Origin of the sequence: Rubrivirga halophila (genome assembly GCF_046845755.1) — a bacterium.
Taxonomy (GTDB): Bacteria; Bacteroidota; Rhodothermia; order Rhodothermales; family Rubricoccaceae; genus Rubrivirga.
In genome coordinates this window covers 503,229-514,746 of record NZ_CP177357.1, presented here as the reverse complement: position 1 = coordinate 514,746, position 11,518 = coordinate 503,229, and the positions used below count along the sequence as shown (strand labels likewise).

Below are 11,518 nucleotides of genomic sequence, written 5' to 3'. Positions count from 1 at the left end.
TGGCGGGCTCGCGCTACCCGGCCCGCCGCACGACCTCCACGTCGCCGATCCACCCCTCCATCGCGGCGGGCGCCCGGTGCGGAAACCGGCGCAGCGCGTACGGCACCACGCGCCGGTGCGTCGGCACGACGATCCCGTCGAACGCGCGCGGCGTGTGGCAAAAATGGGCCGCGCGGGCGATCGGTCCGAACACGTCGGCCGTGTAGTCGAGGCGGCGCAAGAGGCCGTCGGGGCCGACGTAGAAGGTCTGCTCGCGGCAGTGCGTCGGGATCGACGGCGGAAAGGTGGCAACCAAGCGGCGGAGGTCGCCGACGGGGCCGGTCTCGCGGGTCCGGATGTCAGGATGAGACAGGAGGAACGGCGTCGTGCCGTAGTTCCAGAACGCGTAGGCGAGAAAGTTGAGCTCGTCGAGCGCGTCCCAGAGCCGCCCCTGACGCTGGCCGGCGGGCGTTCGCGGGCGGCGCTGGAGGACGGTGCCGTCGGCGTCCTCGATCCAGACCTCGTCGCCGTCGAGCACGCCCACGCGGCCGGGCCCGGGGAACGGGTCGAGGCGGGCGTGGACGCGGTGGGCGGCGAGCGACGCCGTGAGCACCCGCGTCCGGGGGGACCGGCCCCGGAGCAGTACGATGGGCCGCCACACACGCAGCCGGAAGTGGAGCGTGTCGACCGTGCGCCACCTCTCGGCGCCGCCGTGCGCGGCGATGGCGGTGTCGAGGAGGTCGGACATCGGAGGGGCGGCGGGGTCCGGCCAAGCTAGGCGGGCGGGGCGTGAGACTGCCGGTAGCTTGCGGGGTCTCCCCTCGTGTGCCCGTGCTCCCCACCCTCGGAATCCTCGGCGGCGGCCAGCTCGCCCGCATGACCGCGCTCGCGGCGAACCGCCTGGGCGTCTCGGTCCGCGTGCTCGCCGACCACGAGAGCGGGACGGGCCGCGCCTTCGCCGACATCACCGTCGCCGACTGGTGCGACGCTGGCGTCCTCGCCGAGTGGGCGGGCGGGTGCGACGCGATCACGGTCGAAAGTGAGTGGGCCCCGGCCGACGCGCTCGTCGAGGCGGCGCCGGGCGCCGTCGTCCGGCCGGGCGTCGCGCCGCTCGTCACGATCCGGCACAAGGGGCGTCAGCGGGCGGCGTTCGCCGACGCGGGCCTTCCCCAACCCGACCACGCCTGGGCGCGGACGGCAGGCGAGGCCCAGGCGGCGGTCGCGAGCTACGGGGCCGCCGTCCTCAAGCGATTTGAAGGCTCGTACGACGGCTACGGCAACGCCACATGCCGCACGCCCGCCGACGTCGACGCGGCGTGGGCGGCGCTCGCGGCCGACGACGGGCTCCTCGTCGAGTCGTTCGTCGACTTCCGCGCCGAGGCGGCCGTGACGGTCGCGCGGCGGCCCGGCGGCCAAGCCGTCGTGTATCCGGCCGTCCGCAGCGAGCACCGCGACCACCGGTTGTGGGCCGCGAGCGCGCCGGCCGACCTCGGCGACGCCGCCGAGGCCGAGGCCCGGCGCGTCGCCCTCGCGACCGTCGCCGCGCTCGACCTGACCGGCGTGGCGACCGTCGAGCTGTTCGTCGTCGGCGACACCGTCCTCGTCAACGAGACGGCGCCCCGGCCCCACAACACGGCGCACCTGACGATCGACGCGAGCCACACCTCGCAGTTCGAGAACCACGTCCGCGCCGTCCTCGACTGGCCGCTCGGCGAGCCGGGCCTGCGCGTGCCGGCGGCCTGCATGGTCAACGTGCTCGGCGACCGCGAGGGCGACACGACCCCCGAGATCGGCGACGCGCTCGCGGTGCCCGGCGCGAGCGTCCACCTCTACGGCAAGGACACCGTCCGGCCCCAGCGCAAGATGGGCCACGTGACCGTCACGGCCGACGACGCCGCGACGGCCCGCCAGCGCGCCGAGGCCGCCGCCGCCGCCATCCGGCTCTGAGGCACGGGGCAAATTGGCTCCCTCCCGACAGCACGCGTGTCGATTTTGTCGGTCTCCCGCCTCCACTCCCATGTCTTCGTCCCCCCTCGTCGGCCTCGCCATGGGCTCCGAGTCCGACTGGCCCACCATGGAGGCCGCCGCCGACGTGCTGCGCGCCTTCGGCGTCCCGTTCGAGGCCCGCGTGCTCTCGGCCCACCGCACGCCCGACGCGATGGCCGACTATGCCCGGACGGCGCGGGGGCGCGGCCTCCAGGTGATCGTCGCCGGGGCCGGCGGCGCGGCCCATCTCCCGGGCATGATCGCCGCCTCGACCACGCTCCCCGTCGTCGGCGTGCCCGTCCAGACGCGCGCGCTCGACGGGATGGACTCGCTGCTGTCGATCGTCCAGATGCCGGGCGGCGTGCCGGTCGCGACGGTCGCGATCGGGCAGGCCAAGAACGCGGCGCTGCTGGCGGTCCAGATCCTGGCGACGGCCGACGCCGGGCTGGTGGACGCGCTCGAGGCCTACAAGGCCGACCTGCGCGACCAGGTCGCCGGGATGGACGCGTCGGTGCAGGCGAAAGCCGCCGGGTAAGCGCCGCTAGTCGGCCGTCGGCTCGATCACGAGTGTGTCGAGCGGGCGGGCGTCCTCCGGGACCAGCCGCAAGCCCAGCGCGCGCAGGCCGCGCTCGATCTCGCCGTCGACCCCGGCCACCACGTCCATCTCGAAATCGTAGAGACGGAGAGGGCCGTCGTCGAACCCGGTGAGGTCGACGATCGGGCGGTCGACCTGCCACTGGAGGTAGCGCACGAACTCCGAGAACGGGCGGCCGACGGCCTCGACCGTCGTGCCCCGCATCTCGAGGGTCCCCCGCTCGCGCGCCAGCGTGACGCCGGACGGCGCCCCCTCGATCCGCTCCAGCCGGAGCACGTTGGTCGGGCGGAGCTCGCGCCGGACGCGGATCCCGAACGTGCGCTCGACGAGCCGGACGGCCTCGGCGCGGACGGCCGCCATCGTCGGCTCGGCCTCCGCCTCGGGCACGATGACGTCCGCGAACCACGGGACCTGGGGGAGGCCGGCGCGGTCGTCGAGGCGGAGCGAGAAGGCGTTCTCGGCCCACAGCAGCAGCGCCGTCGGGTTGGCCCGCGACGTCACCCGACGGTGCGCGAACGGCCGGTCGGCGCGGTCGTAGATCGAGATGCCGCCGCCGCCGCGCCCGGCGAACGGCCGCATGATGGCTTTGTAGACCGTGCCCTCGTCGAGCCGGTCGAGCTCGCCGCGCTCGATCACGTCGTAGGCGATCCGGCCCACGAGGTCGCCCGCGCGCTCGCGGTCCGGGCGCACGGGGGCCTGCTCCAACTCGGAAAGGGGCTCGCCGGCCACCAGGCGGCGGAGCACGTCGGCCGTCACCTGGTCCGGCATCGTCCGCGCGGCGATGCGGCCGTCCGGCGCGATCAGGATCGTCTGGGGCCGCGCCCCGGGGCGGTACGCGTCGAACACGGACGAGTCGGCGTCGACGCCCATGGGCAGCGGCGACGGGCGGCGGGCCCGGAAGCGCTCGACGGTGGCGAGGTCCTCGTCGGTGACGGCGAGAAACGAGACGGGCTCGTCAGCGACCTCGGCGGCGACCTCGGCGAGGTGGTCGAGCGCCGGGATGCACGGCAGGCACCACGTCGCCCACAGCTCCAGCACGACGGCCCGCCCCCTCAGCGCCGCCAGCGTCGCGGGGCCGTCGCTGCCCAGCACGGCCTCCAAGGCGATCTCCGGGGCGGGGTCGCCGACGGCCGGCTGCGCGATGACCGCGGGGACGAGGAGGCAAAAGGCGAGGAGCGCGCGCATGAGCAACGACAGGGTACGACTCGAATAGTACGTGTACCTCCAGATGCCCGCAAGCGGTCCGCTCAGCGCTCGGGCGGCGCCCCGTCCCCGCTCGCGCCCTCGAACCGGTCGACGAGCGTCGCCAGCCGCGCGTACTGCCGCGCCTGCGCCTCCTCGCGCCGCTCGGCCACCCGGAGCGCCTCCGCCAGCGACCGCGAGGCCGCATCGAGCGCCCGGCGCTCCTCGGTGCTGTAGCCGCGCCCGCGCCCGTGGGTCCCCAGCGCCAGCACGCCGACGACCTCGTCCTCGGCCGACCGCAGCGGCACGCGGAGCACGAACGTGGGGTCCTCCCAGACCTGCTCCGAGCACGCCGGCAGCGCGGCCGCGTCGAGCGTGGTCTCGGCCCACGCCAGCGCCTCGGCGCGCGTCACGCCCTCGACGGCGACGGCCTCCCAGCCTTGGGGGTCGAGGTCGAGCACGGCGGCGCGGTCCGTCTGGAGCGCCTCGCGGACGGCGGCGATCGCGACGCGCCCGATCTCGCCCGGCGACGCGACGACCTGGCGTCCCGCCAGCAGGAGCGGCAGCCGCTCCGTAATCCGCTCGCGCGCCCGCGCGAGGTCCGCGTCGGCCCGGTTCGTGAGCCACTCTCTCACAGGGTTGAACACGGCGAGCGCCACGACGGCCGCGAGCGCCGCGGCGACCGAGTCGGCGCCGTCGCCCATCGAGGCCCGGAGCCCGACGCGGAGCGCCTCAGCCCCGCCCGCGAAGACGGCCGCCAGCCCCAGCGTCGCCGCGCCGACGGCGGCGGACCGCGCGATCCACAGGTCGGCGTCCCACGGCCGGAACTTGAGCGCGCCCGCGAGCACGCCGAGCGGAACGGCCGCCAGCCCCAGGTTGAGCAGGATCGTCGTGCCCTTCTGGAACAGGTACCCCGTCGCCCGGCGGGCGGGGTCGAGCGCCGGCACGACCTCGTGGGCGTACGGGACGACCACCAGCATCGCGACGAACACGCCGAGCGGGAGCACGACCCACTTCATCTGCTGGCGGACGTCGGCCGCCGCCGAGCGGCGGTACTTCTGGACGAGCCCCAAGACCGGGAGCCCGACGATCCCGATGAGGAGCCCCTGCCCCACCAGGTCGAACGCGGCCCGGGGCAGGTCGAGAAGGTCGGCCGCGATCACCATGCCCAAGACCGCGGCCAGGCCCGCCGCCGCGATCCGCCCCGTCCGCCGCGTCCACGGCGGCCCGTACCGGCCGTCGGGGAACCGGACCAGCGCGCTCGTCACGAGGGGCAGCGCGCTCGCGGCCACGACGACCGCCACCCCCACCACGGCGACGGCCCACATCCCGATGGCCCCCACGAAGTCCGTGTTCTGGAGGGGCCCGAACCCGAACATGCCGGCGACGGCGACGAGCGCCGTCCCGAGCTGGGCGCGGTAGCCCCGGCCCCGCGCCCGGACGAACAGCGTCGCCCCAGCCCCGATAAAGGCCAGCAGCGCCAGCACCATCAGCGCGTCGCCCACCGCGCTCATGGCGCTCCGGGACAGCCCAAACCGGCGCGCGTCGGCCGTCGACTGCCGCCCGGCGACGACCGCCAGCGTCCGCTCGGCGCCGCCGCGCTCGACGACGACCGAGAACGTGTCGCCGACGGTCGTGTAGCGGCGCAGCGTCTCCATCCGGGCCGCCGCGGCGCGCGTGATCGTGTCGCCGTCGACGACGAGCACCCGGTCGCCCGGCCGGAGCCCGGCCAGGGCGAGGTCCCCCCGCACGAGGTCGGCGACGACGACCGTGCTGTCGGGCCCGACCCGGATCGGCGCCTCGGCCCACGTCCGGTCCGGGCGTTGCGTCGCAGCGATCACACCCGCGACGGCGACGGTCAGCACCGCCAGCGCGACGAGCCAGCGGGCCGGCTGGCGGAGCCGTCGGATGGCTAGGCGCCGGCGCGTTCGGAGCGGGATCGACCGACGGGTGCGCGACATGTCTGGAGGCTAGCACGCCCCGGCCTGCCCGGGCAACAGGAGGAACCGAGGAAAGGAGGCGCTACCGGGATGGGCGGGGCGCCTCCCCTCCGCTACTCCAGCAGCAAGTCCGTCTCGCGCTCGGCCTCCGTGCCCGAGACCCGGTCGCGGACCGTCACGGTCAGCGTGTACAGGCCCGGCTCCTGGCCGGTCGCGTCGAGGAAGAGGTAGACCGTGTCGTCGGGGCGGTCGCCCTGGACCTCGAAGGCGGAGGAGACGGCCGTGCCGTCGCCGCCGAAGACGCGCCGCGCCAGCCGCCGTAGGCCGCGCGCGGTGTCCTTGGGCCGCAGGCTCGCCTCGACCTCGTAGTCGGTCCGGCCGTCGGTCTGGCCGAGCCCGTAGGCCTCGAAGAACAGGTAGATCGGGTCGCCGACGCCGAAGACGCCCCACGGGGCGGGCTGGACGGAGACGCCGTCGCGGAAGACACGGCCCGGCACCGCCGCATCCGCCTCCTGGGCGTCGTACGCCAGCAGCACGTCCGAGAGCGCGAGCCGGTCGCCCGAGAAGTCGGGGACGTCGACGTCGCGGCGCTGGACGGCGCTCGTCCCGCCCGAGGCGGTCTCGAACTCGAGCGACACCTGGTAGCCGTCGCCGGGCACGGCCGTCAGCGGCTCGGTGCTGGTCCACAGCCGCGTTTGCTCGAAGGGCACGATCTGGGCGCCGCGCAGGCCGTAGACCGTCCGCCGCCGCTCGATGAGCAGGTCGCGCCCCGGCCCGATCAGGAACGCGCCCGTCTTGACGGTCACGTCGACGTCCTCTTGAACGGCGGTGTCGGCGTCGGGCGCGGCGGCCACGGGGATCCCGTAGTTGACGTAGAGGTCGGTCCGGCCCGCGTCGCCCTTGAAGGCGGCCACGCGGAACGGGAGCTGCACCTGGCGGCCGGGCGCCTCGAACTGGTAGCGCTCGGGCTGGCGGCGGACCTCCGCCTGCGCCCGCTCCACAAAGTCCATCGCGCCAGGGTTGCGCGTGCCCGCGAGCGCGAACACGTCGGCGGGCGGCGAATACAGGCGGAACTGGCCGTTGCGCCCCGGGTCCTCGAACACGAAGCGGACGCCGTCGCCGTAGTCCCACACGTTGAACCGGTTGGCCGCCTGCAGCCCCGCGTCCACCTCGTCGATGGCGAACCCGCCGCTGCGCCCGGCGAACTGCTCGACGACCGCGCCGAACCCGCCCTCGATGACCACGTCGGTCTCGGGCAGGCCGTAGCGGACGTGCAGGCGGCCCCGCTCGGTGTCCCACCCAGCGATGTCGAGGTCCTCGGAGCGGTACAGCAGCTCGGCCGTCACCAGCCGGGCGTAGTGCTCCGTCTTGCGCTCGTTGACCTCGTTGAGGAACCGGGGGTCCCGGCTCGTCCAGTAGCGGTTCGCGAAGCCCTCGGGGTCGTCGCGGAAGGCCCGCCACTCCCCGGGCGGCAGGATCAGCGTAAGGTCGGTAAAGGCCTCCCGGGTCTCGTCGTCCATGAACTCGAGGGCCTGCGAGAAGGCCACGTCGGCGGCCTCGTAGTTGCCGAGCCGGTGGTTCACCATCCCCGTGTAGAGCCACATCCCAGCGTCCTCGGGGAAGTGGACGTACATCTCGGCGAGGTCGGGGAGCGCGTCCTCGTACTGCCCCGCGAGCGTCGCCAGCCGCACGGAGTGGTCGTAGACCGGCCGCCGGCGGGGGTCGGACTGCAGCGACCGCCGCAGGTGGTAGACGGCCGTCTCGTAGGACGCCGCCGCGCGGGGCGCGAAGTCGGTGACCGCCACGCCCCGGCGGCGCAGCTCGTTGATGTCGAACCGGTCCGCGATCTCCTCCCCGAACCGGCCGTCGAGCGCCGCCCCCGGGTCGCCGGTGACCCCGGCGTCGGCGGCCTCGATGGTGGCGACGCCCACCGTGCCGAGCTCGTTGTCGAGCGTCGAGGCATCGGCTCCGTCCTCCTGGCCGGTGACGCCGGGGTCCCGAAACTCGAGGCCCTGGAACTTGAGCGCGTTGCGGTACTGGTAGAAGTCGACGATGGCCTGGACGCCGAGCTCCTCGTGCGCGAAGGCGTTGGTGGAGTCGATGGTCAGCAGGTGCTGGGCGATCTCGCGGCGGCGGCGCGCGCGGTAGATCTCCTGGAGGAGGTTCCACGTGTCGGCCCGGAACTGCTCGAGCTGGGCGACGAGGTAAACGACGTTGTCGGGCTCGAGCGCGAGCGCCGCCTCGATCTCGTGGCCCGCGCGCCGCTCGTCGCGGGCCGGGTTGTCCTCGTCGTAGAGCACGCGCGCCAGCAGGTAGTGCGCCTCGGCGTCGCCCGGCGACGCCGCGACGGCCTGGCCGAGCAGGCGGACGGCGTCGCCGAAGCGGCCCTCGCTGTAGGCTTCGAGCCCGCGCTCCGTCGGCGTCGCGGGCTGCGCGGCGGGGGCCGCGACGGCGAGCGCGAGGAGGGCGAGGGCGAGAGCAATGCGCATCGGGGGCCGGGACGTGCCGGGGGCGGGAGGTGCCCCAACGTCGGGGCCCCGCGCGGTCGTGTCAAGGCATGCCGGGGGGGACCTGTGCCCGACCGGCCCTGGGGCTTACGGGTGGGCTCGCGCCTGATCCGCTTGCGCCAGCGGGGGAGCGTCCGCCAGCGGGCGACGGGCGTCCGCGTCTCGACCTCCCCTACCGCTCCTTCATCACGCGGTCGAGCCGACGCTTCGACTCGCGCTCGGCGATCGTATTCCGCTTGTCGACGGTCTTCTTGCCCTTGCCGAGGGCGATCTCGACCTTTGCCCGGCCGCCCTTGAAGTAGATCTTCGTCGGGATGATGGTCATCCCCTTCTGCTCGGTCCCCTTGCGAAGCTTGTCGATCTCGGCCTTGTGCAGCAGAAGGCGGCGCGTCTGGCGCGGCTCGTGGTTGAAGTGCCCGCCCATCTCGTACGGCGGGATCGTCAGGTTGACGATGTCGGCGCCCTGGCGCGTGAGCTTGACGAACGACTCGGCGATCTGGGCCGAGCCCTGGCGGAGCGACTTGACCTCGGAGCCCGTCAGCACGATGCCCGCCTCGAAGCGGTCGAGGATCTCGTAGTCGAACCCGGCCCGGCGGTTCGTGGCGATGGTCTTGCGTCCCTCAGCCATCGCTACTCGTCCTCCTCGTCGTCGGTCTCGCCCGCCTCGGGGACCGTCAAGAACGGGACGGCCGGGATGTCGCTCAGCGTCCCGGTCGCGAACAGGTACTCCGCGATCTGGTCGAGCCCGTCGTTGGCGTAGCCGTCGAGCGTGAGCTGGTACGCCAGCACGCCGTCGTGGTCGAGACCCGCCGGGCCCGCCTCGCGGATGGCGCCCCGGATGCGCATCGCGGCGACCGTGTCGAGCGTGCCCGCCAGCGCCGTCAGCAGGCCCCAGGGGTAGGGGCGCAGCGTCAAGTCGGTCCACTCCTGCCCGATGTCGAGCGCGAAGGCGCCCTCGGGGACCGGGTCGCGGTAGCCGACGAGCGCGGCCGACGAGGTCGCGAGCGCGTCGGTGACGGGCGCCTCGGGGTCGGACAGCGCGAACGTGGCGGCGCTGCCGTAGTGCTCGCGCAGGACGAGCTGGGTCAGCAGCGCCTCCTGGGTGTCGCGGGGGTCGAACGCGATCGTCTCGATGGCGTCGAGCGCCGAGCCGACGACCAAGTGGCGGCGGGGGCTCCGCTCGCCGGCGAGGACGACGCCCGGCACGCACGCGAGCCCGGTCGGGGCGCGGAGCACGTCGAGCGTCGGGACGAGCGCGAGGTCGACGCCGCCCTCCTCGAGCGCCGCGCGCGCCTCGTGCGGCTCGATCTCGACGGTCTCGGTGACCAGGTCGGCCAGGGCCGACGCGAGCGCGCGGGCGGGCGGGACAGGCCAGACGGCGAGACGCATCGGGGAGAGGGATGGGGGATGCGGAGTGGGAAAGGGATGCGGGAGTCGCCCCACATCCCTCACTCCCTCCATGCCGGATCCCTCCGTTAGCTGCGGCGGCGCTCGGTAATCCGGGCGGCCTTGCCGCGGAGCCCGCGGAGGTAGTACAGCTTGGCGCGGCGGACGCGGCCGTAGCGGACGACCTCGACCTTGGCGACGCGGGGGCTGGCGAACGGGAAGATCCGCTCGACGCCGACGCCGTTCGAGATCTTGCGCACGGTGAAGCTCTCGGCGGTGCCGCCGTTCTGGATCGAGATCACGACGCCCTCGAAGAGCTGGACGCGCTCCTTGTCGCCCTCGATCACGCGGACGTGCACGCGGACGGTGTCGCCCGAGTCGAAGGTGGGGATGTCGTCGCGGAGCTGGGTGGCCTCCACGAGGCCCATGAGGTCGGTCGCCATGGCTGAATCGGCTGGGGTGAGTGCGCCGTCGGCGCGAACACGAAAGGTAGAGAGGGGATCGGCCGGGGGGCGGCCGCGGAACGGTCTACAGCGATTCTTCGCCCGCCCCGAGCGCGTCGTCGGCTGGGCCGTTCAGCAAGTCGGGGCGGCGCTCGCGCGTGCGTTCCAGGCGCTGCGCCTCGCGCCACGCCAGGATCGCGTTGTGGTCGCCTGAGCGCAGGACGGGCGGGACTTCGAGCCCCCGGAAGTCGGCGGGCCGCGTGTAGCTGGGCGCGTCGAGCAGGCCGTCCTGGAACGAGTCGCTGAGCGCCGAGCCCGCGTCGCCGAGCACGCCGGGGACGAGCCGGGCGATCGCGTCGATGAGCACGAGGGCCGGGAGCTCGCCGCCGGAGAGCACGTAGTCGCCGACCGAGATCTCACGCGTGACGAGCGTGTCGCGGACGCGCTGGTCGACGTTTTTGTAGTGCCCCGCGATGAGCAGCAGCTTGCCCGTCAGCGAGAGCTGGTTGGCCATCGGCTGGGTCAGCGTCTCGCCGTCGGGGGTCAAAAAGATGACCTCGTCGTAGGGCCCGTGCTCGGCCTGGAGCGCCTCGATGCAGGCGAAGAGCGGCTCGGGCTTGAGCACCATCCCGCCCATCCCGCCGTACGGGATGTCGTCGATCTGGCGGTGCTTGCCGGGCGCCCAGTCGCGCAAGTCGTGGACGGCCACCTCGACGAGCCCCTTGTCCTGCGCCCGCTGGAGGATCGAGTGCTGCAGCGGGCTCTGGACGAGGCCGGGCAGCGAGGTGACGAGGTCGAAGCGGATCATTGGGGAGTGGGATGCGGGCTGCGGGAGGGAGGGATGCGGGTCATGGATCAGCCCATGCCTCCATCCCCCACGCCTCGATCCCTCTTACTCCTCGATCAGCCCCTCCGGGGGGCGGACGAAGAGGCGGCGGGCGGCGAGGTCGAGGCGCAAGACGAACTCGGGCACGTCGGGCAAGAGCACCTGCGCGGCGCCCGGGCGGTCGATGGCGAAGAGCAGCTGGGCGCCCTCGTAGACATCGGCGACGGTGCCGAACGGCTCGTCGGCTTCGGCGCCGGCCTCATCCACGAGGAAGACCGCCAGCCCGACCAGGTCGTGCAGGTACGCCTCGCCCTCTTCGAGCGCGGGGAGGTCGTCGATGTCGGCCCACAGCATCGCGCCGCGGAGCTCCTCGGCCGCCTCGATCGAGTCGACGTCGGCGAACGCGAGCAGGGGGACGGTGCGGCCCTTGGGGTACTGGAAGCGGACGCCGTCGAGCGCCATCTCGCGGGCGCGCTCGACGGGGCCGACAAACAGGCGCTCGAGGTCGGCGAACCGCTCGGGCGTGTCGGTCTCGGGGACGGCTTTGAGCTCGCCGCGGACGCCGTGGGGGCGGCCGACGCGGCCCATCAGGAGCAAACGGTCGGGATCCATGGGGACAGGGGTCGGTGATCGGTCGTCGGGGACCGGCGGCCACGCCCGGGGCGGGCGCTGGC

11 protein-coding genes are annotated in these 11,518 nt (G+C 74.0%); 2 read left to right on the top strand and 9 right to left on the bottom strand.

Annotated elements, in window-relative coordinates; translation table 11 throughout:
• Positions 1 to 13: 13 nt before the first annotated feature.
• Positions 14 to 727: a hypothetical protein gene (locus ACLIRP_RS02195; protein WP_412062320.1), complete on the bottom strand. Its 714-nt coding sequence runs from the start codon at positions 725 to 727 to the stop codon at positions 14 to 16.
• Between the two features lie 83 nt (positions 728 to 810).
• Between ACLIRP_RS02195 and ACLIRP_RS02190 the strand changes: the two genes are divergently transcribed.
• Both ACLIRP_RS02190 and purE read left to right on the top strand, forming a co-directional pair.
• Positions 811 to 1,926 carry a 5-(carboxyamino)imidazole ribonucleotide synthase gene (locus tag ACLIRP_RS02190; protein ID WP_412062319.1) on the top strand — a complete coding sequence of 372 codons (1,116 nt, stop codon included), beginning with the start codon at positions 811 to 813 and terminating at the stop codon, positions 1,924 to 1,926.
• 70 nt (positions 1,927 to 1,996) lie between these two features.
• Complete coding sequence (gene purE / locus ACLIRP_RS02185; protein ID WP_412062318.1) at positions 1,997 to 2,500, top strand: 5-(carboxyamino)imidazole ribonucleotide mutase; 504 nt, start codon at positions 1,997 to 1,999, stop codon at positions 2,498 to 2,500.
• A gap of 6 nt (positions 2,501 to 2,506) precedes the next feature.
• Here purE and ACLIRP_RS02180 read toward each other — a convergent pair whose 3' ends face one another.
• The 8 genes from ACLIRP_RS02180 to rimM form a co-directional block, all read right to left on the bottom strand.
• The gene (locus ACLIRP_RS02180; RefSeq protein WP_412062317.1) at positions 2,507 to 3,745 is read right to left on the bottom strand and encodes a redoxin domain-containing protein; all 1,239 of its coding nucleotides are present in this window, start codon (positions 3,743 to 3,745) and stop codon (positions 2,507 to 2,509) included.
• Between the two features lie 62 nt (positions 3,746 to 3,807).
• Positions 3,808 to 5,703, bottom strand: a complete 1,896-nt coding sequence (locus ACLIRP_RS02175) for a GAF domain-containing protein (RefSeq protein WP_412062316.1) — start codon at positions 5,701 to 5,703, stop codon at positions 3,808 to 3,810.
• A gap of 92 nt (positions 5,704 to 5,795) precedes the next feature.
• Complete coding sequence (locus ACLIRP_RS02170; protein WP_412062315.1) at positions 5,796 to 8,171, bottom strand: GWxTD domain-containing protein; 2,376 nt, start codon at positions 8,169 to 8,171, stop codon at positions 5,796 to 5,798.
• A gap of 190 nt (positions 8,172 to 8,361) precedes the next feature.
• Positions 8,362 to 8,817: an SsrA-binding protein SmpB gene (gene smpB, locus ACLIRP_RS02165; RefSeq protein WP_412062314.1), complete on the bottom strand. Its 456-nt coding sequence runs from the start codon at positions 8,815 to 8,817 to the stop codon at positions 8,362 to 8,364.
• Between the two features lie 2 nt (positions 8,818 to 8,819).
• Positions 8,820 to 9,578, bottom strand: coding sequence for an MqnA/MqnD/SBP family protein (locus tag ACLIRP_RS02160; RefSeq protein WP_412062313.1), 759 nt, complete (start codon positions 9,576 to 9,578; stop codon positions 8,820 to 8,822).
• A gap of 86 nt (positions 9,579 to 9,664) precedes the next feature.
• On the bottom strand, positions 9,665 to 10,018 hold the full coding sequence (gene rplS, locus ACLIRP_RS02155; RefSeq protein WP_412062312.1) for a 50S ribosomal protein L19: 354 nt from the start codon (positions 10,016 to 10,018) through the stop codon (positions 9,665 to 9,667).
• An 85-nt stretch (positions 10,019 to 10,103) separates the two neighbouring features.
• Positions 10,104 to 10,826: a tRNA (guanosine(37)-N1)-methyltransferase TrmD gene (gene trmD, locus ACLIRP_RS02150; RefSeq protein WP_412062311.1), complete on the bottom strand. Its 723-nt coding sequence runs from the start codon at positions 10,824 to 10,826 to the stop codon at positions 10,104 to 10,106.
• A gap of 84 nt (positions 10,827 to 10,910) precedes the next feature.
• Positions 10,911 to 11,456: a ribosome maturation factor RimM gene (gene rimM, locus ACLIRP_RS02145; protein ID WP_412062310.1), complete on the bottom strand. Its 546-nt coding sequence runs from the start codon at positions 11,454 to 11,456 to the stop codon at positions 10,911 to 10,913.
• Positions 11,457 to 11,518: the final 62 nt, after the last annotated feature.